This is a genomic window from Pedobacter sp. L105, assembly GCF_009765875.1.
Taxonomy (GTDB): Bacteria; Bacteroidota; Bacteroidia; order Sphingobacteriales; family Sphingobacteriaceae; genus Pedobacter.
Window position 1 is genome coordinate 654817 of sequence record NZ_LMUP01000002.1, and the last position, 19113, is coordinate 673929.

General features: G+C 39.6%; 19 protein-coding genes. 5 read left to right on the forward strand and 14 right to left on the reverse strand.

The features are described 5' to 3' along the window. Positions 1-2: 2 nt before the first annotated feature. Positions 3-965: a FecR family protein gene (locus GSQ84_RS03975; RefSeq protein ID WP_158795945.1), complete on the reverse strand. Its 963-nt coding sequence runs from the start codon at positions 963-965 to the stop codon at positions 3-5. Positions 966-969: 4 nt separating this feature from the next. Beyond that, positions 970-1563 carry an RNA polymerase sigma-70 factor gene (locus GSQ84_RS03980; protein WP_254070772.1) on the reverse strand — a complete coding sequence of 198 codons (594 nt, stop codon included), beginning with the start codon at positions 1561-1563 and terminating at the stop codon, positions 970-972. Between the two features lie 547 nt (positions 1564-2110). On the opposite strand from GSQ84_RS03980, the gene GSQ84_RS03985 reads away from it, so the two are divergent. Beyond that, positions 2111-2959, forward strand: a complete 849-nt coding sequence (locus GSQ84_RS03985) for a hydroxymethylglutaryl-CoA lyase (protein ID WP_158795946.1) — start codon at positions 2111-2113, stop codon at positions 2957-2959. Here the strand turns inward: GSQ84_RS03985 and GSQ84_RS03990 are convergent. The 5 genes from GSQ84_RS03990 to fbaA form a co-directional block, all read right to left on the reverse strand. Beyond that, on the reverse strand, positions 2949-3371 hold the full coding sequence (locus GSQ84_RS03990) for a GNAT family N-acetyltransferase (protein ID WP_158795947.1): 423 nt from the start codon (positions 3369-3371) through the stop codon (positions 2949-2951). The genes GSQ84_RS03985 and GSQ84_RS03990 overlap by 11 nt on opposite strands. Before the next feature lie 5 nt (positions 3372-3376). After that, complete coding sequence (locus GSQ84_RS03995) at positions 3377-3850, reverse strand: low affinity iron permease family protein (protein WP_158795948.1); 474 nt, start codon at positions 3848-3850, stop codon at positions 3377-3379. Between the two features lie 52 nt (positions 3851-3902). After that, positions 3903-6233 carry a hypothetical protein gene (locus tag GSQ84_RS04000; RefSeq protein ID WP_158795949.1) on the reverse strand — a complete coding sequence of 777 codons (2331 nt, stop codon included), beginning with the start codon at positions 6231-6233 and terminating at the stop codon, positions 3903-3905. Next, a complete protein-coding gene (locus tag GSQ84_RS04005; protein WP_254070773.1) occupies positions 6163-7200 on the reverse strand; it encodes a hypothetical protein in 1038 nt (345 codons plus the stop codon). Before GSQ84_RS04005 ends, GSQ84_RS04000 begins: the two co-directional genes overlap by 71 nt. A gap of 74 nt (positions 7201-7274) precedes the next feature. Next, positions 7275-8354: a class II fructose-bisphosphate aldolase gene (gene fbaA / locus GSQ84_RS04010; protein WP_158795950.1), complete on the reverse strand. Its 1080-nt coding sequence runs from the start codon at positions 8352-8354 to the stop codon at positions 7275-7277. 237 nt (positions 8355-8591) lie between these two features. Between fbaA and accD the strand changes: the two genes are divergently transcribed. Further along, on the forward strand, positions 8592-9437 hold the full coding sequence (gene accD, locus GSQ84_RS04015; protein ID WP_158795951.1) for an acetyl-CoA carboxylase, carboxyltransferase subunit beta: 846 nt from the start codon (positions 8592-8594) through the stop codon (positions 9435-9437). Between the two features lie 411 nt (positions 9438-9848). On the opposite strand, the gene GSQ84_RS04020 is transcribed toward accD, so the two are convergent. From GSQ84_RS04020 to glmM, 6 genes are all read right to left on the reverse strand, one after another. Then, positions 9849-12137: a GH92 family glycosyl hydrolase gene (locus GSQ84_RS04020; RefSeq protein ID WP_371416348.1), complete on the reverse strand. Its 2289-nt coding sequence runs from the start codon at positions 12135-12137 to the stop codon at positions 9849-9851. A gap of 35 nt (positions 12138-12172) precedes the next feature. Beyond that, positions 12173-12856, reverse strand: coding sequence for a basic secretory protein-like protein (locus GSQ84_RS04025; protein ID WP_158795953.1), 684 nt, complete (start codon positions 12854-12856; stop codon positions 12173-12175). Between the two features lie 207 nt (positions 12857-13063). Then, positions 13064-13276 carry a hypothetical protein gene (locus tag GSQ84_RS04030; protein WP_158795954.1) on the reverse strand — a complete coding sequence of 71 codons (213 nt, stop codon included), beginning with the start codon at positions 13274-13276 and terminating at the stop codon, positions 13064-13066. 88 nt (positions 13277-13364) lie between these two features. Further along, positions 13365-13889, reverse strand: a complete 525-nt coding sequence (locus GSQ84_RS04035) for a GNAT family N-acetyltransferase (protein ID WP_158795955.1) — start codon at positions 13887-13889, stop codon at positions 13365-13367. A 73-nt stretch (positions 13890-13962) separates the two neighbouring features. Next, positions 13963-15111 carry a cysteine desulfurase family protein gene (locus GSQ84_RS04040; protein ID WP_158795956.1) on the reverse strand — a complete coding sequence of 383 codons (1149 nt, stop codon included), beginning with the start codon at positions 15109-15111 and terminating at the stop codon, positions 13963-13965. 5 nt (positions 15112-15116) lie between these two features. Further along, positions 15117-16505 (reverse strand): phosphoglucosamine mutase, encoded by a 1389-nt coding sequence (gene glmM, locus GSQ84_RS04045; RefSeq protein ID WP_158795957.1) that lies wholly within the window; start codon positions 16503-16505, stop codon positions 15117-15119. 133 nt (positions 16506-16638) lie between these two features. Between glmM and GSQ84_RS04050 the strand changes: the two genes are divergently transcribed. Genes GSQ84_RS04050 through GSQ84_RS04060 form a run of 3 tightly spaced genes read left to right on the forward strand, consistent with a single transcriptional unit; the run spans position 16639 to position 18646 of the window. Then, complete coding sequence (locus tag GSQ84_RS04050; RefSeq protein WP_158795958.1) at positions 16639-17370, forward strand: bifunctional 2-polyprenyl-6-hydroxyphenol methylase/3-demethylubiquinol 3-O-methyltransferase UbiG; 732 nt, start codon at positions 16639-16641, stop codon at positions 17368-17370. Continuing rightward, entirely contained in the window at positions 17367-17927 is a 561-nt protein-coding gene (locus tag GSQ84_RS04055) for a phosphatase PAP2 family protein (RefSeq protein ID WP_158795959.1), read from the forward strand. Before GSQ84_RS04050 ends, GSQ84_RS04055 begins: the two co-directional genes overlap by 4 nt. Further along, positions 17927-18646 carry a ZIP family metal transporter gene (locus GSQ84_RS04060; protein ID WP_158795960.1) on the forward strand — a complete coding sequence of 240 codons (720 nt, stop codon included), beginning with the start codon at positions 17927-17929 and terminating at the stop codon, positions 18644-18646. The genes GSQ84_RS04055 and GSQ84_RS04060 overlap by 1 nt, the downstream gene beginning before the upstream one ends. Before the next feature lie 11 nt (positions 18647-18657). Here the strand turns inward: GSQ84_RS04060 and GSQ84_RS04065 are convergent, their stop codons facing one another. Further along, the gene (locus GSQ84_RS04065) at positions 18658-19107 is read right to left on the reverse strand and encodes a MarR family winged helix-turn-helix transcriptional regulator (RefSeq protein WP_158795961.1); all 450 of its coding nucleotides are present in this window, start codon (positions 19105-19107) and stop codon (positions 18658-18660) included. Positions 19108-19113: the final 6 nt, after the last annotated feature.

Consider the following 19113-nt stretch of genomic DNA (forward strand, 5'->3'; position numbering starts at 1 on the left):
TTCTATTTAAGGACGATTTCTCTACGCTTTCTTTCAACCGTAACCTTAAACGTACGGCTGATTACCGCTAAAACATTATCCAGAGATTGATCTTTAAATGTAGTGTTAAGCGGCAAATCATTCAGTTCTTTTCTGCCTAGGACAATTTTACAGTCATAAGCCTCATTAAGAATCTCAACCACACGCCAGAGTGGCGTATTATTAGCTACTATTTCTTTACTTCGGTAATAATTATAAAGCTGATCTGGATTATTTTCTTTTTTAAACGATGTTTCATTTTGTTTAACCAAAACTTTCTCTCCCCGTTTTAGTAAAACCCTGTGTCCATTTCTTGTTACCTGTACAACACCTGTTTCAACAATCACCTCTACATTCCCGTTCTTATTCTTTACATTAAAAGATGTTCCTACTACGCAGATACTTGTCCTGCCTGCAGCAATAATGAAAGGCAATTGTTTATTATGGGCAACGTTAAAGAATGCCTCGCCTTTCGCCAGGATCACACTGCGTTGTTTACCATTAAACCTTTTTGGATATTTTAAAACAGTTGACTTATTTAACGTAACGATAGATCCATCAGAAAGAGTATCGGCTTTAATTTCTTTATTGGTTGCAAATTGTATTTCTGGCACATTAAACTGATAAAAATAAAACAACCCACATCCCACAAGCAATAAAATAGCCGCTGCAATTTTGAGCCACGGATTTCTTTGCTGAAGTGAAACTACTTTTGCCCCGCTATTTTTTTGTGCTGCAGCTTTTTCTCTTAGCCTGTGCAGGGACGCCTGTACGTCTAACGATCCATCAAATTTCAAGTTCAGGCTTGTTTCCCAAATCAACTCGAACTGATTAAACCTTGCATTATTTATTTCACTACGTTTTCTCCACTCATTGACGAGTTTAGCCTGTTCGGGGGATGTCTCGCCCAAAAGGTAACTGATCAGTATATCATCGTTCATCTCCATAAGATCAGTGTTTAATCAAGTAAAAAAGACTAAGTAATAATTGCCATACTATGATTGGCAAGTAATCAGCTAGCCTAATACGAAGTTTTTTAAGTGCACGGCTCATTTGCGTTTCTACAGTTTTTATGGACAGGCCTAATTGATTGGCAATCTCTGCGTATTTCAATTCTTCAAAACGGCTCATCTGGAAAATGGTACGACACTGTTCGGGCAGCTCGCTAATAGCGTTTTTAAGCTGTTGTTCCAGTTCTTCATACTGAAATTTACCTAATGGCGTTTCTGTTTTACTGTTCATGGTTTTAATGGCTTTGACTTCGAAAGCACGTTTAACTTTTTGATGTTTAATAAAATTTAAGCATTCATTATTTACGGAACGGTATAAATATGCTTTTAGCGATGTATGAATAGCAATTGGCCCATTCTTTTCCAAAAGTTTTAAGAATACCAGATGAACCATCTCCTCAGCCATTATATCGTCATGCAACATTGTAAATGCATATTGAAATAAGGCATGGTAATGATCAAGATACATCCTGTCAAACTCTGGTTCATCCAAAATTAAATCTATATTATTCGTATCGGCTCTCGTCGTCTGCAATATTTGGTTGCTTAAATTTAAATACTTTTTCAGTTATCTGTTCAATAGACAACTGAAAACAGATTTACCCTTACAATAAGTAAAATTAATATTATTTATTTAATAAGTTCTGGAATTTTCGTTTCAGTTTTAATCAGATTGTTTGACAGTGCTTTTGTAAACTAATCTCAGTATGGGACACATCATGGTTTAAAGGTAGTTTGTTGAGATCATGTCCTATACAAACACAGATCAGACTCGGATCAAACTCGGACACCATCCGTTTTTGATCCGTCTTTGACAGTGTTTCTTTTGTATTTGATTTGAGTTTATATCGAACATAATACGGGTAATACCCTACCGAACCCAGTAGAAAATAATTTCATTAACAAAATGTGCCAGAGGCATTCTTCAAATGCTATCTTCTCTTGGAAACGAATAAGGTTGAGTATAAATTTGAGGTAATGATTTATAATCTCAACCGAAAAATCTGGCAGAACATGGGATATACTATGCTGTTTTACTGAAAAAGAAGTAAATTAGCATTCAGCCAAATGAATCTATGCCTATGAAATTAATTGAATGTCCAAGAGATGCCATGCAGGGAATTCATGATTTTATCCCTACAGCTCTCAAAGCAAAATATATCAACCTGCTTTTACAAGTGGGCTTTGACACCATAGATTTTGGAAGTTTTGTTTCACCCAAAGCTATCCCCCAATTGAGTGATACCAAAGAAGTATTGGCACAATTGGATTTGAGCAAAACCACCAGTAAACTACTGGCCATAGTAGCCAATCTGCGCGGTGCTGAGGAAGCTATGTTTTTCCCGGAGATCAGTTATATCGGATTTCCCTTTTCCATTTCAGAAACTTTCCAGCAGCGGAATACCAATTCCAGTATCAGGGAATCATTAACCACTGTAGAAAAAATGCTGGAATTATGTGATCAGCATGGAAAGACTGCTGTTATTTATCTTTCTATGGGTTTTGGAAATCCTTACGGTGATGAATATAATGCGTCTATAGTAGAACAATGGGCATCAGTGCTGGTAGAGCGGGGAACAAAAATCCTCTCCCTTTCTGATACTATAGGTGTATCCACGCCAGCGCAAATTGAAGAGCTGTTACCCTTACTGATGAATAGCTTTCCTGAAACAGAGATTGGTTTACATTTACACAGCAACCCGGATACCCGCAGGGAAAAAATCGAGGCCGCATATAACGCTGGATGTAAACGATTTGACAGCGCCTTAAAAGGATTTGGTGGCTGCCCAATGGCAATGGATAGCCTGACGGGTAATATGGCCACAGAAGAGCTGATTAACTATCTGGAGCAACAGGGAGAAAGCTTATCTCTCAACAAGGGCAAATGGTTACAGGCAATGCTGTTCTCCGAAGAGGTCTTTAAATCTTAACCATTTTGAAGTGCTGAATACCGGCTTCTTCAAATTGTTCACCTTCTACAGCGAATCCGAATTTAGCATACAAACCTACGGCGTCGCTTTGTGCATTTAAATAAATAACTTCTGCATTATCGGGTATATCATCCAATACCGCAGCAACCAGAGCCTGGCCCACCCTTTTCCCGCGAAATTCTTTCAGTACAGCAAAACGCTCCAGCTTATATCCTTTATCAGTTTTACGGTAGCGACAGGCACCACAGGGCTGATTATCCAGTAATGCCAGGAAATGAACAGAGACTTCTTCATTCTCTAACTCCAGCTCAGGGGCAACTCTCTGCTCTTCCACGAAAACTTTTCTGCGGATCACAAATGCGCTTTCCATTTCTTCCTGAGTTCTGATCTTGATTACCTGAAGTAGTTCCATGGTCCTTATTTTAATGGTTTAGGTCTATAGGTGTGCCTTGCCTTAAGCTGGTTTGCTTCTTCGGCAGCATCTATAGAATGAGAACAATGAATATCGGTTTCTTGTTTTGATAATGCCGACAAGGTCACGTAAAATTTATGCAGCTGGTCCAACTCCTTTTCTGTCAGGTCTTCGATATCTACCATCCTGTTACTTGCCCTTTCATGAGCAGCGATCAATTCATTTAGTTTAAGCTGTATGGCTTTGCCATCTTTATTCTGGGATTTCTGAATCAGGAAAACCATCAGGAAGGTGATAATGGTAGTTCCGGTATTGATCACCAGCTGCCAGGTTTCTGAATATTTAAAAACTGGTCCGGTAACGCCCCAGATGATCACAGTTAATAAAGCAATAATAAAAGCCGTTGAGCTTCCCGTAAATTTTGTGGCTGCATTTGAAAAAATTTCAAAGAAATTCTTTTTGTCTCCCGATGTGCTCATAGCTATTTTTTTGCAAGTAAAGTTGAGGATTAAAACGGATTAAATATCCACATTAGTTTTTTTTAATGTAGGTGTTAAAATATCCGCATTCCTTTAAAATTTCCTGATAATACTGGGTTTTCTGATAGCTGTTTTTTAGCTCAGCGAAATATTTGCCGGAGGGGATGTCCTTAAAATCAAAATCCCAGTAATACTTGTGTTGATTGGCTTTATCATTATAGGCCGCATTGTAGATATCATTCCGCTCACATTTCGCAGCCATAAATGTACACCTCGCTTTTTGCTCTTTAGTTTTAGCATAAAGCCTCGCCCTCAGATAGTATTTTTCAGCTAACTTAGCAGAGGTGAAAGTAGGCCTGAACACTTCAGGAATATCTAAAGGAGAGGTAGCATCCTGGCCTGTAATCTCAGATTGATAAAAAGTACGTGCATTACCATAATGGGTAATATTATAATAAGCATCTGCCAATAAGAAAGTGTTGACGTAAGTATTCTTTCCTGCTGCGATCTCCGTTTTTAAAATTTTGATCTCATTTAGAAAACTTAAGGGTGTGTATTTCTTTTTCTGAACGGCTTCAAAATCACAATCGTGACAATCATTGATATGGATGCTAAAGGGGTTACCTAACAATTGGGCCTGGGCATTTTTGCCAGATTTACTCATCAGTAGAATCGCCTGATCTATTTTCTCCTGGTATACCAGCATTAACGCCTGGTGGTAATACAAATCTTCTATGGTAAGGTGGTAATACCGCAGCATAGCTACCTCAAATGGCGTCTTTTCCCTTTTACTGAGCAGTGCTTTCAGCGATTCTATATTTTCATTATGGGTATAAAATTCCGTTTTGGAATCGAAACAGTTTGATTTCAGCAGTTCACCCTGTTTTTTGTATAACGCTCCCAATAAACTTATGCTTTGCGTTACCGCCCTGTTATATCGTAAGTTTGGAATGGTATCTTTACCATCTCTAAGATTGGCCAGCCAGGTAATAGGCTCTACCATTTCGCTTTCGGCTTTAGCGTTAATGGTCTTTAAACGGGAAAGGTATAGTGTCCAGTCCAGTATTTTGTATTGCGCAATGATCAGCTTATCATTTTTAGGAAGTTGTATCTTTGCTTTAGTATAAAAGCTTTCTGCGGCCCCGTCATTACCATTGAGGTAATTTAAATAACCTGCAGCAAGGTTCCAGAAGCAGGGTTTCGCCGTATTATTATTCCTGGCAATACGGCCCACCAGGGTGGCATTATTGGTCAGAATAGTCTTTTCTGCCTTACTTGCAGAGTCGCTCACTATGCTAACCAGATTACTTGTCCCGCTGTAAGAGGAGATTTCCGTCATATTAATTAAACGGCTCAGTAGAAGTTCCAATTTTTCGGATTGAGGGTCAATTGCGTAGATCTCTTCTATTGCCCTGGCTTCATCCCCCGCTAACCCAAGCATCTGCCAGAGGGTAGCCTTTTCCTCTTTTGTTTTAGCAAGGGAAAGGCTTTTGTTCCAATCGTCCTCATTTTGAGGATGGAAACTCCACTTACTTGGGATTTTCATTGTTGAGGAAAAGTTATAACATAAGCTATACAGGTAATTTGCTTCCGAGTAATCCTTTTGGTTAAAATAGTGCCCTGCCAGATAACCCAACGTCCGGTAATAAGTCATGTTCTTTGGAAATGCAGACCCATACTTTTTAAAAAGTGAGGGGATTTCTTCGCTGTTATTTTCGGATCCAGCACTCCGCTCTTTAAAATACTGGTAACGAATAGCTTGAAACCAAAGTCTTTCCTTAATATAAGGGTCTTTACTTTTGTCCAGGGCTTTAAATAGCTCAGCGCCAAGCAGAACATCAGGCAGGTGAGCCGGCACTTTTTCATCCCAGCTATATCTAACCTCATTAACAGTAAAAGATTCGCACTTTTTTGCAAGGATAAGATAACTTAAAAAGTTATCCAGCCGGCGCTTATCCAGCTTAATCTGTTTAAGGTCGGTTAAACCCGGGGACAGACTACCCAATTTGCCATTTCTATAATCAGATACAGAATCCAGCCCTGTGAGCGTAGTATTAAATAATAGTGCTTTCAGTGACTTCTGATCAATTTTATGGTTCAGATAATCATCCCATTCTGATAAAACCAGGCCATTAAACCTGGTATTACTATCATCGTCGGCATCACCATAGTAACTTGTGGAGCTGGTATAGAAAAAAGGTGAATACTGGTGGTCTACGAAGGCTTCAGGACTAAAATTAGAGTAACTGCCGTCATCGTAATCGCCGTCTGCACATGCCCATACGATACCGCCGGTAACCAGTATACAAATGCTAAAAATGAGCAGAAACTTCCATGATAACTTTAGGGGTAAACGATGAAAGATTAACTGATGATATTTCATAATAAATAATATTTCTGTTATTTAACGGTGGAAGGTATTCAGATAACTGTTTTGCAGCGGCATTCAAATGCCCGGCATCAACATCTTCTATTTTGAATACATCCTGCGCCATAATATAAATTCCGTCCAGATAAAAGCTCTTTTTTGCACGGTAGCCAATACTGTTGCCCAATACTTCAAAATTGCTGTTCCTGATCAGTTCTTTACGGTCAATTTGTCCGTATATCTGTATGATCTTTCCTGCCCTGATCTGAACAGCCCATGAAAACAGCGGCAATGCAACAGATAAAGGTAAAGGGTAATGTGTTAAAGAAGAAATATATTTTTCTGCGTCCCCGGCATTATAAATTGAATTTGGCGATGTTAAGCCTGCTGATAGTTTCCCCATATTATAAAACATGAGTACTCCCTGGTCTACTGGCGGAATTCCTGTCTGCTCAGGGTATTTTACCTGGTGCAGGCGAATAGTAGCTTCCAGCTGATGATGGTTATATCTTTTAAGTGCTTTCAAAAAACTGAAATAGCTAGTCCTTGTTCCGGTAGTCCAGTCGCAGTCTATTTGTATACTTTTATAGCTTATTTGATATTTTTCCGCCAGCCGGTTAATTAACTGGTTTACTTTTAGTGCAAGGCTATCTGTCTGGGCCGGACTTGTATGTGTGAATGTTTTATTGGTGATATATACTACAGGAAATATCGTGAGCCCTTTAATATTCTGTTTTACTGTCAAAATAGCATTTGGAACGGCCTGATGATGATGATCGTCCCAGATCACATCGAAAAAACGAAGATAAATCCGGTTAGAAGCTGTGCCTTTTAAAAAATCTTCTTGCTGATGACTGAGTGCGAAGGATGTTTTCCAGTAATAAAATGCCGTTTGATGATGGTGTTTCTCTTTACATCCCATCATCAGGAAGAAAAAGATTCCGGCAAGGGTATAGCGTAGCCCTTTATATTTATACCACATGATCTATTTTTAGACAGACATATAAAAGGCGCTTTCCGAAATAGGAAAACGCCTTCTAAATATGATATTTTTAATTATAATTTATCGCTTGCGTTTTTGCAGTTTAAATCTTCAAAAGCCTGAGTTAAACGTTTAACAAAAGTTTCTTCTCCTTTACGTAACCATACACGGGGATCATAATATTTTTTGTTTGGTTTATCTTCGCCATCAGGATTTCCAATCTGGCCCTGAAGGTATGCTTCGTTTGCTTTATAATAATCCAGGATACCTTCCCATAATGCCCATTGCATATCAGTATCAATGTTCATTTTGATCGCTCCATAAGAAATAGCTTCTCTGATTTCTTCCTGAGAAGAACCCGATCCGCCATGGAATACAAAGTTGATTGGTTTTGCGTCAGTCAGGTTGAATTTTTCTTTCACAAATTCCTGAGAGTTGTGAAGGATTACAGGCTGTAATTTAACGTTACCTGGTTTATATACACCATGAACATTACCAAAAGCTGCAGCGATAGTGAATTTATCACTTACTTTACTCAATTCTTCATAAGCATAAGCTACTTCAGAAGGCTGGGTATATAATTTAGAGCTATCTACATCACTGTTGTCAACTCCGTCTTCTTCACCACCTGTTACACCTAATTCAATCTCGATCGTCATACCTAATTTAGCCATGCGTGCTAAATATTTAGCGGAGATCTCCATGTTTTCTTCGATTGGCTCTTCAGAAAGGTCGAGCATATGTGAAGAGAATAATGGTTTACCATATTCAGCGAAGAATTTTTCTCCGTGATCTAAAAGACCATCGATCCATGGCAATAATTTTTTAGCAGCATGGTCTGTATGTAATACTACAGCAACACCGTAGTGCTCTGCTAACAAATGAACATGTTTTGCTGCAGATACTGCACCAAGCACACATGCATTCAGGTTATCATTATTTAAGGTTTTACCCGCATAAAATTGCGCGCCACCATTAGACAACTGGATCATTACTGGTGAATTCACCGCTTTAGCAGTTTCCATAACTGCATTGATCGTATTTGTACCGGTTACATTCACTGCAGGTAATGCAAACTGATGTTTTTTAGCCTGTTCAAATAATTCCTGAAGGGCATCTCCGTAAATTACGCCTTTATAGCCTTTTAAACTCATTGTTATTAGATTTTTATACGCCGAAGTTATGAAAAATATCAGGCCGCACAAATCTACAGGACATTATTTTCATATCCTGTATCCTACCAATATCACTGATGAAGCTATCTAAGTCATATCTGTCGCTTTTTATTAGTTATAACACGGTTAACGTTTTAGCGAAAGTTATGCTCAATCTAAGTCAAACTCTTCTAATTTTTTTTCGTTTCTTTGTAATCGCATTTTTCAACGAATAACATGGCTTGGTTTAAGAGAGAAAAAAAAGGTATCAGTACGCTGACAGAAGAAAAAAAAGAAGCGCCGGATGGCTTATGGAACAAGTGTCCTAATTGCAAAAAAGTATTACATAGCGCTGATCTGATAGAAAATAAATTTGTTTGTCACTATTGTGACTATCATTTGAGAGTAGGTTCAAAAGAATATTTCCAGGTATTGTTTGATAACAATGAGTTTACCGAACTTTTTGCTAATCTGACTTCCGGAGATCCGCTGAACTTTGTAGATAGCAAACCTTATACAGAACGCCTGGTAGATACACAGGAAAAAACAGGTCTTAAAGACGCTATCCGTGCCGCAGTAGGTAAGATTGATGGTGAAGACCTGGTGATTGCCTGTATGGATTTCAATTTCATCGGCGGTTCAATGGGCTCTGTTGTAGGAGAGAAAATCGCCAGATCTATCGATTACAGTATCAAGCATAAAATTCCTTTTTTAATGATCTCCAAGTCTGGCGGGGCAAGAATGATGGAAGCAGCATTTTCATTGATGCAAATGGCTAAAACATCTGCTAAATTAGCTTTGTTAAGCCAGGCTAAAATTCCTTATATCTCCCTGCTTACCGATCCTACTACTGGTGGGGTTACTGCATCCTATGCCATGTTGGGCGATATCAATATCGCAGAACCAGGTGCATTAATAGGTTTCGCAGGCCCAAGGGTAATTAAAGAAACGATCAAAAAAGATTTGCCTAAAGGTTTTCAAACTGCAGAATTCGTACAGGAACATGGTTTCCTTGATTTTATTGTAGACCGCAGGGTGATGAAAGCTAAATTGGCTACTTTCCTGAAAATGGTGAAGAACTAAATATTTTTGTTAAGGAGCTTAAGGTTATCCTTGCTTCGCTGAAAAAAATAGTATGCTGTATGACAGCTGGAATATTGCAGCGCTACGCTTGCAAGAGTCCTAGGCTATCATACAGCATACTATTTTTTTTGAATATGATCTGTAGCATGACGCGTAAGATCATCATCCAATAACAGGATGCTTTAGGCAAGCTACATAGAAAGGCCTGCCATTACTCCTTCTTCAGGCTCATGATCAATTCTTCCTTCAAGAAGGAAGAGTATCTCCTTTCATTTCGGTAATGATCAAGCCATCCTGCTACTGGATATCCCTAAAAGAAGAACCCTGTCTTCTGATGCCTTCAAGCGCGTTTCAGCGGTTGGCAGCATCAGAAGACAGGGTTCTTTTTTAAACGAAGCTAGATGTTCTCTCTTATTTCTTCTCTGTTGACAATGAATAAGGGAAATCAGCTTCCTGAGTACCTCTGTTAAGGTTAGGTTTCGCAGCCATATCAAAGTCAAGCGTTGCGCCTTTCAACAATTCAGAGTGTGTAAGGAAATTCTTTCCATAATCCTTACCATTGATCTTCATCGACTTGATATAACGGTTATCATCGCTATTGGCTGGTGCGTTGATCACGATCTGTTTTCCATTTTCAAGGTTTAGCGTTACTTTTTTAAATAACGGGGCACCCAGAACATACTGGTCTACAGCTGGTGTAACAGGATAGAATCCCATAGCGGAGAAAACATACCAGGCAGAAGTCTGTCCGTTGTCTTCATCACCACAATATCCGTCAGGAGTAGCTTTGTATAACCTGTTCATCGTTTCCCTGGCCCAGTACTGCGCTTTCCATGGCTGGCCTGCATAATTGTACAAATAGATCATATGCTGTATTGGCTGGTTACCATGTGCATACTGGCCCATGTTAGCAATCTGCATTTCCCTGATCTCATGGATCACTTCTCCATACTCACTGTCGTCAAATGTTGGCGGCAAAGTAAATACAGAATCCAGTTTCTCAGCAAATTTCTCTTTACCCCCCATTAACTTAGACAATCCTGCAACATCCTGGAATACCGACCATGAATAATGCCAGCTGTTTCCTTCAGTAAAGGCACCGCCCCATCTGAAAGCATTAAAAGGAGCCTGGAAAGTACCATCCTGGTTTTTGCCGCGCATTAAACCAACAGAAGGATCAAACAGGTTTTTATAGTTCATCGCCCTTTTGGCATAAATACCAATTTCCGACTCAGGTTTGTGTAATGCCCTTCCTAACTGGTAAATGGTAAAATCGTCGTAAGAATATTCCAGTGTTTTAGCTGCGTTCTCGTCAATTTTTACGTTGTAAGGTACATAACCCAGTTCATTGTAATATTTAACGCCTGATCTTCCCACAGCGGTGATAGGACCTTCGTTATTTGCACCATGAATCAATGCTTTGTATAAAGTTTCGATGTCATAATCACGCATTCCTTTGATATAGGCATCAGCCACTACAGAAGCAGAGTTATTACCTACCATGATATTGGCATAACCCGGACTAGACCACTCAGGCAGCCATCCTCCTTCTTTGTAATCGTTGATTAGTCCTTGCTGCATCTCTTTGTTGATGGATGGATACATCAGGTTTAAGAATGGATATAATGCCCTGAAGGTATCCCAGAACCCGGTTCCTGCGAACATATAACCCGGCATTGTTTTGCCGGTATAAGGACTCCAGTGAACCATTTTATTATTGGCATCAATTTCATACATTTTATTCGGGAAGAATAAAGTACGGTATAAGCTGGAATAGAAGGTACGGGTCTGATCGATCGTTCCGCCCTCTACATTGATCCTGCTCAGTGTTTTGTTCCACACTGCCTTTGCTTTCTCTTTAGTGACGTCGAAAGAATCATTAGCCAGCTCTCTTTTCAAACTCAGCTCGGCCTGCTCTACACTGATAAAAGATGAAGCCACTTTCATGTCCACCTTCTCGCCTTTAGCCGTTTTAAAACCTACGATAGCACCAGAGTGGTTGCTTTGGATCTCCAATGTATCTTTAGCAAGCGTTTTTCCATGCCATGCGTTAGCAGAAACAAATGGCTTGTCAAAATAGATTACAAAGTAATTCTTGAAATTAGGCAGTGGTCCTCTTGCATATTTAGTGCTGTATCCTATGATTTTTCTTTCTTTAGGAATGATTTTGATGTAAGAACCTTTATCAAAAGCATCTACTACCACATATGAACTGTCTGATTTAGGGAAAGTAAAACGGAAATGTGCCGCTCTTTCTGTCGGTGCAATTTCTGTAGTTACGTCTGCGTCGGCCAGGTAAACGCTGTAATAATAAGGTTTAACAGTTTCTGCTTTATGCGAGAACCAGCTGGCGCGTGCATCCTGTTCAAATCTCATTTTACCGGTTACCGGCATGATAGAAAACTGACCATAATCGTTCATCCATGGTGAAGGCTGGTGGGTTTGTTTAAATCCCCTGATTTTATCAGCATCATAAGTATACGCCCATCCATCACCCATTTTACCGGTCTGAGGAGTCCAGAAATTCATTCCCCAGGGAAGTGCGATTGTGGGATAAGTGTTACCATTAGATAGGCTTGGTTTACTTTGGGTTCCCATTAAAGGATTGATCAAATCTACTGGATCAGTAACCTTATCTGCTTTCTGTGCCATTGCCGGTACAGCAGCAGCGATCAGCAACATTGATAAGAAATGTTTCATCATTGTTTTTTGGTTTATTTATTGTGAATATAAGCTTAAAGAGTTGGATCGGCTATATAAGACGACCATAATTCGTTCAGCGTTTTAGTGGTTAATGTTTTCCAGGTGTCATCGGTATAGGTATGATCGCGCATGTTCTTGTCTATTTTTTTAACGATTCCGGCATAACCATGTTTCTCCATCCAGGCAAAAAACCTTGCTGTTACACGGTAACCGTTTTCATACTTCTGCCCTTCTTTGTAGTTGGGAAGTGTCCATTTGGCACCTGCATTATCTACGCCATATACGTAACGGACATAATCAGCAATACCTTCAGTAATGTACCAGGGACCTGCGTTTTCACCATAAGCCTGTACAATATGCATCACCTCATGCGTGACCACATCTACATCTTCAGGATGTTTTTTAAACCAGACAGGGCTAAAGGAAACAATCGTTCCTGAAGTAGCTGCTACGCCTTTATAAGCAGTGTCGATCACAAAAGTGACTTCCTTTGCAGCATTAGGATTGAATTGCTTTTTTAGTTCAGGATAAACCTTAAAAAAGGTTTCTATTAACCTGGCTTTCACAGCAGGTGAAAAGTTAGCATCCTGGGTGATGAAGGTTAGTGTATTTCCCTTTTTCTTAAAAGACTCCTTTTCCTGGGCGGATACCAGTACAGAAGAGGATAAAAACAATAAACAGGCAGCTGAGAGAGCCCGAAGAGCAAATTTATTCATTGAATTTTAGGTTTAAAAAACGATTTAGCTAATATTAATTTGACCTTTATTAAAAACAATTAAATTAACGTTCGCTAATGTAATGGAGAAAATATTAACACACAAATTAATCAGGTAATATTTCTATACCCAATCTTTAATCAACTGCTCTTAAAACAAAAAAGCCCCGAAACACTGAAGTTTCGGGGCCAATTTTTTATAAATTTTCTAGAAATCCCTTCCCGGGGTAACACCTGGCTCATGACCAGCACCCATTGGTTTATTCTTTCTTTCAGGAGTATGGGAAAAAGCAGATCTGCCGGATTCTGATGTCGAAGATGTTTCTCCGCTGGTCAATTCATCATCTTCATTGGTAGTCGTCTCTTTATATACTGTTTTTTTATCTTTCTCGTTTTCGGCGTTTTCTTCTGGAGTAATCATAATCAATGTTTTTTAGTAAAAAATATAAGTAGATTACGATAACAACAAGCCATGAAAGCTATTGTTTGTAAATTTATTCAGAAGATTTTTAACGCTGTCCATAAACCGCTTTTAAAACCTTTAAAAGGACATCATCAAATTCTTTGTGCTCATTATCAGGTCTGTTGCTCATCAGCGTCATCTCGTATGACACATCTTTTTCCCTGTAAGAAGGTTGCTGGTAAGCAAAAGGCAGAAGAACCATCCCTACCCGCTCGTAGAATTTTATTCTCCTTACAGCATCCTCACTAATTGGCAGTTCTACTTCTAACAAAACTTTGTTTTTATGGCTAAAATCCATCATTACCTTTTCTCCATATCTCAACCCACGGCAGGCAGGATCGATAGCAAAGTATTCTATAAAATTCCAGTCTGCAAATGTCCAGAAAATGATCATGCCTACAGGATTTTCATCCTGCAGAATAACCTGAACATGCATTTCAGCGGCACTGCCCATTAAATTCAATAATTCATCCCAATCCCTTCTTTCATGCGGAGGAAATGCTTCGTGATATAATCTGTTGATAAAAGACAGATAAAGATCATCAGCTGCTGTTATAGAGATATAGCGCATAAAATGTAATTAAAAATAACAGGCATAAAAAAACCCCGACCATGGATCAGGGTTTTTTCTTTATCAATCCTGATTAAACCACAATGTTCTGTTCAACAATATGTTTAACCTTTTCAATAACATAATCAATTTCTTCTTTGGTATTGTATTTACTGAAAGAGAACCTAACTGAGGGACGGTTGGGATCAGCCGCGATACCAGTCAATACATGCGAACCGATGTTAGAACCTGATGAACAGGCACTGCCGCCTGAAGCAGAAATACCATTAATATCCAAATTGAAAAGCAGCATATCGGCCATATCCATTTCCGGGAATGAAACACTAAGTACGGTATATAAACTGTTTTGAGGATCTGTTTCCCCATTAAAGAAAATCCCCGGAACTTCAGCCGTTAATTTTTCTTTCATATAAGTTTTCAATTCCTGAATCTCCTGCTGATGTTCTTCCATTTTACTGTAGGCCATTTCAAGGGCTTTAGCCAAACCAACTATCCCATAGATATTCTCGGTTCCGCCGCGCATGTTACGTTCCTGCGCACCGCCATAGATCAAAGGGTTGATTTTAACCGCATGGTTCACATAAATGAAACCTACTCCTTTTGGCCCATGTAATTTATGCGCTGCACAAACGATAAAATGTGCTTTCAACTTTCTGACATCATGTTGATAGTGCCCCATAGTCTGCACTGTATCACAATGGTATATGGCATCATAACGCTCACAGATATCCCCTACCCTTTCTATGTCCGTCAGCGTTCCCAGTTCATTGTTGGCATGCATCAGGGAAACCATCGAGCGTGGATTTTCTTTTAACAGCTCCTCCAGGTGATTGTAATCAACATTTCCTTTTGAATCGATACGAACAAAGCTCAATTTATCAATTACACCGTCTTTTAACAACTGCTCCAAAGTATGTTCTACAGCGTGGTGTTCTATTTTCGACGTGATAGCATGTTTAATGCCATAGGCAGCAATACCACAACGGATAGCCATGTTATCAGCTTCTGTACCGCCGGAGGTAAAAAAGATCTCTGCAGGTACAGCGTTTAGCAGCCCGGCCACAGTTTTTCGCGCCTTTTCTACCAGCGTTCTTACCTCACGGCCCTGTGCATGAATAGACGATGGATTACCATAATAGTTTTCCATGACATTAACCATTTCCGCTATCACTTCTTTATCAAGAGGTGTAGTCGCTGCATTATCTAAATAGATTCTGTCCATTTGTGTTAATTCAATTTTAAAATTTCTTTGATATCTGATATGATTTTATTGGCCAGGTTTTCTGCTACAGTTTCATTTTCCGCTTCACTGTAAATACGGATAATTGGCTCTGTATTAGATTTACGCAAGTGTACCCACTCCTTATCAAATTCAATTTTTAAGCCATCTATTGTACTGTTAGGCTGTTTTTTATATTTCTCCTGCACTTTAACCAATAACGCATCGATATCCATCTCCGGCGTTAACGTAATTTTATTTTTGGAGATATGGTAATTTGGATAACTACTTTTCAGCAGTGAAACCGACTTCCCAAATTTTGCCAGGTGAGTTAAGAATAAAGCAATCCCAACTAAAGCATCACGTCCGTAATGCAGTTCAGGATAGATGATACCACCATTTCCTTCACCACCGATTATGGCATGCGTAGCTTTCATCTGATTAACCACATTCACTTCACCAACTGCAGCAGCATTATATTCTGTACCGGCCCTTAGGGTTACATCTCTCAGTGCCCGTGTAGAAGATAAATTGGAAACCGTATTACCCGGTGTATGCTGAAGGATATAATCCGCCACAGCTACCAATGTATACTCTTCACCAAACATCGACCCGTCTTCACATACAAAACATAAGCGGTCTACATCAGGATCAACCACAATACCCAGGTCGGCCTGTTTATTCTGTACCACCTTCGCAATTTCGGTCAGGTTTTCTGGCAAAGGCTCAGGATTATGCGGAAACTCGCCGTCTGGTGTACAATACAGTTCATATACTGTTTTTACGCCCAGCGCTTTTAATAAAGCAGGGATAAAAATGCCTCCTGTTGAATTTACACAGTCAATCGCAATTTTAAAATTAGCTTTTCTGATCAGTTCCACATCAACTAAAGGGAGCGCAAGAATAGCATCTATATGTTTTTGCAGATAACTGTCATCATAAATCACTTTCCCAAGGTCATTTACCTCTGCAAAAGAAAACTCTGATTTTTCTGCGATGTCCAGTACTTCTTTACCGTTTTCATCGCTGATAAACTCGCCGTTTTCGTTGAGCAGCTTTAGTGCATTCCATTGTTTTGGATTATGGCTCGCGGTAAGAATAATTCCTCCTCCGGCTTTTTCCATGGGTACGGCTATTTCTACCGTAGGTGTAGTAGATAAACCCAGGTCGATCACTTCAATTCCAAGCCCCTGCAGGGTGCCTGTAACTAAATTGTTAACCATTTCGCCCGAGATGCGTGCATCACGTCCCAAAACAACTCTTTTTATATTTGTCCGCTGTATTACCCACGTACCATAAGCCGCGGTAAACTTCACTATATCAATAGGCGTCAGTCCGTTTCCGGCCAGACCACCGATGGTTCCCCTGATTCCGGAGATAGATTTTATGAGTGTCAATGCTGTAAAATTAGTTTTCCAAAAATACAAAAAATTTAAGAAGAGAGGTCAATTAAACCGAATCATCTGAAATATCAACTTCGTTGCATTACTTAATCGCTATATTTGCCACTCCAAAATTTAACAAGGCCCTATGCAGCGAAAGTGGTTTCAGTACTGGTTTAATTCCCCCTACTATCATATACTTTATAGCCAGCGAAATGACGAAGAAGCCGAATTTTTAATTGATAACTTAACTGCTTACCTCCAGCCTGCACCAGGTTCCAAAATTCTTGATATTGCCTGCGGAAGGGGCCGCCATTCTGTTTATCTACAAAAGAAAGGTTTCGATGTGACAGGCATTGACCTCTCCGAACAGAATATCAAATATGCCAAACAGTTCGAACAGCCGCATTTACATTTTTTCGTTCATGATATGCGCAAGCTGGGTTATGTCAATTACTATGATATAGCCATGAACCTTTTCACCAGTTTTGGTTACTTTGACACAGAAAAGGAGCATATTAATGCACTGAAATCATTCAGAAAAAGTATCAAAGATGATGGCAAAGTGGTGATAGACTATTTCAATGCCAGCAAGATCCTTGGCCATCTTACCCATAATGAAACAAAAACTATTGAAGGAATTGATTTTGATATCCAAAAGTCTGTTTCACAAGGAAGGATCATCAAAAAAATCAATTTCGAACACAAAGGCAAACACTTTGCATTTGAAGAGAAGGTCCAGGCTTTTATCCTTGCAGATTTTGAACAGCTGTTTGAAAAAAGCGGACTTGCTATCACGGCGACCTTTGGGAACTATAAACTGGATGCTTTTGATGTGAGCAAATCTGAAAGATTAATACTTGTCTGCGAAAAAATATGATAGAGAGTTTACATAATTTCGATGTGGAGCTTTTCCTGAAAATCAACAGGGGCATGTCCAATGGCTTTTTGGATTGGCTGCTACCACTGATGCGAAACCGGTTCTTCTGGTCGCCCTTATACCTGTTTATGATCATCTTCTTTCTCAGGGAATACAAAAAAAAAGGATGGTATATTATTGGGGGTATCCTGCTCACCTTTGCGCTGGGAGATATGGTATCTTCACGGTTGATCAAGCCATTTGTTGCGCGGTTAAGGCCATGCAACGACCTTAGCCTGCAAGGCATTATCCATCGTGTCCCCTGCGGCAGCGGTTATAGCTTTCCTTCTGCACATGCCACGAACCATTTTGGCATAGCAGTTTTCCTGATCCTGGTTTTCTATCCAAAATGGAAACCCATTCTTCCCATAGGGCTGACATGGGCTTTTATTATTTCATTTGCACAGATCTATGTTGGTGTGCATTATCCGATTGACACCCTTGCGGGGGCAGCATTAGGCACTACAATGGGTATTTTAGTCTCCATACTTTATAAAAAACTACAGCCCGAACTATAATGGAGACCTGGAAAATTCTAGTGCTTTTCTTTTGTGCTTTTTTAGGCGGATTGTGCATCTTTTTGGTGAAAAGCGACAAATCGCAATTGCTGAAGCTGATCCTGTCTTTTAGTGGGGCTTATTTATTTGCAATTACCGTATTACACCTGATTCCTGATGCCTACAGCGGACCTGATCACGATCAGATTGGTATTTATATCCTGATTGGCTTTTTATTGCAAATCTTTCTGGAACAGTTCTCTGATGGTGTAGAACACGGGCATGTTCATCATCAGCATGACAATGAGCTTCAGATTTTTCCTTATGGGATCATGATCAGCCTTTGTTTGCATGCTTTTCTGGAAGGGATGCCGCTAGCTGTAGATCATCACAATGCATTGATCTTTGGTATCGCCCTGCACCACATTCCGGCAGCATTCGCCTTGGCAAGTATTCTGATGCAGAACAAATTTTCTACGAACAAGATTGTCTTCTATCTGTTTGTTTTCGCCATAATGGCGCCGTTAGGATTTTTACTGAGTGTTGGTATCAGTTCTGGCGCAGTTGGGGGAATAGCACTTTATTTCAACAAGATCATGGGAATCGTAATTGGTATATTTTTACATATCTCCACTACCATATTATTTGAATCAGGCGTTGAACATAAAGTATCAAGACGGAAAATGGTTGCCGTATTACTGGGAGTCAGTATAGCATTGATTGGATTTTACGTCTCCTAAAAAAGGGGGAATTATTCGCTCCCCCTTGCTTTTTCAAGCAGCACATTTAATTGATCGACTTCTTCTTTTGTCAGATTGGAAGACAAAATGGCCGAAAGATCAACTTCTTTGTCGGTTTTCTTTAACAATAACATCCCCTTCTCAGTAATAACGATATCAACAGCACGTTTGTCATAGTTATTGATCTTTTTCATGACCAGGTCCTTTTGTACCAGCCTGTCTACGATCCTGGAAGCGTCACTCATTTTATCCAGCATCCTTGCTTTGATCAGATTAATCGTAGAAGGGTTCGGATATTGTCCGCGAAGAATCCTCAGCACATTAAATTGCTGTGAAGTGACATCAAAGGGTGCTACGGCCTGTTTGACCTTGTCATTACACCAGTTTTGGGTGAAAGACACATTAACGATAGCCTCATGAAATGGGCTTTCGTAGCGCGGGACTTTAATTTCTTTAGACATTACATC

What these genes read in the sequence shown, in the direction of transcription:
- GSQ84_RS04025 (WP_158795953.1), bottom strand. Translation starts at nt 12,856, where the DNA reads ATGAATAAATTTGCTCTTCGGGCTCTCTCAGCTGCCTGTTTATTGTTT.
- GSQ84_RS04055 (WP_158795959.1), top strand. Translation starts at nt 17,367, where the DNA reads ATGATAGAGAGTTTACATAATTTCGATGTGGAGCTTTTCCTGAAAATC.
- GSQ84_RS04040 (WP_158795956.1), bottom strand. Translation starts at nt 15,111, where the DNA reads ATGGACAGAATCTATTTAGATAATGCAGCGACTACACCTCTTGATAAA.
- GSQ84_RS04000 (WP_158795949.1), bottom strand. Translation starts at nt 6,233, where the DNA reads ATGAAATATCATCAGTTAATCTTTCATCGTTTACCCCTAAAGTTATCA.
- GSQ84_RS04050 (WP_158795958.1), top strand. Translation starts at nt 16,639, where the DNA reads ATGCAGCGAAAGTGGTTTCAGTACTGGTTTAATTCCCCCTACTATCAT.
- accD (WP_158795951.1), top strand. Translation starts at nt 8,592, where the DNA reads ATGGCTTGGTTTAAGAGAGAAAAAAAAGGTATCAGTACGCTGACAGAA.
- GSQ84_RS04060 (WP_158795960.1), top strand. Translation starts at nt 17,927, where the DNA reads ATGGAGACCTGGAAAATTCTAGTGCTTTTCTTTTGTGCTTTTTTAGGC.
- GSQ84_RS04065 (WP_158795961.1), bottom strand. Translation starts at nt 19,107, where the DNA reads ATGTCTAAAGAAATTAAAGTCCCGCGCTACGAAAGCCCATTTCATGAG.
- fbaA (WP_158795950.1), bottom strand. Translation starts at nt 8,354, where the DNA reads ATGAGTTTAAAAGGCTATAAAGGCGTAATTTACGGAGATGCCCTTCAG.
- GSQ84_RS04035 (WP_158795955.1), bottom strand. Translation starts at nt 13,889, where the DNA reads ATGCGCTATATCTCTATAACAGCAGCTGATGATCTTTATCTGTCTTTT.
- GSQ84_RS03985 (WP_158795946.1), top strand. Translation starts at nt 2,111, where the DNA reads ATGAAATTAATTGAATGTCCAAGAGATGCCATGCAGGGAATTCATGAT.
- GSQ84_RS04030 (WP_158795954.1), bottom strand. Translation starts at nt 13,276, where the DNA reads ATGATTACTCCAGAAGAAAACGCCGAAAACGAGAAAGATAAAAAAACA.
- GSQ84_RS03990 (WP_158795947.1), bottom strand. Translation starts at nt 3,371, where the DNA reads ATGGAACTACTTCAGGTAATCAAGATCAGAACTCAGGAAGAAATGGAA.
- GSQ84_RS04020 (WP_371416348.1), bottom strand. Translation starts at nt 12,137, where the DNA reads ATGAAACATTTCTTATCAATGTTGCTGATCGCTGCTGCTGTACCGGCA.
- GSQ84_RS04005 (WP_254070773.1), bottom strand. Translation starts at nt 7,200, where the DNA reads ATGTGGTATAAATATAAAGGGCTACGCTATACCCTTGCCGGAATCTTT.
- GSQ84_RS03975 (WP_158795945.1), bottom strand. Translation starts at nt 965, where the DNA reads ATGGAGATGAACGATGATATACTGATCAGTTACCTTTTGGGCGAGACA.
- GSQ84_RS03995 (WP_158795948.1), bottom strand. Translation starts at nt 3,850, where the DNA reads ATGAGCACATCGGGAGACAAAAAGAATTTCTTTGAAATTTTTTCAAAT.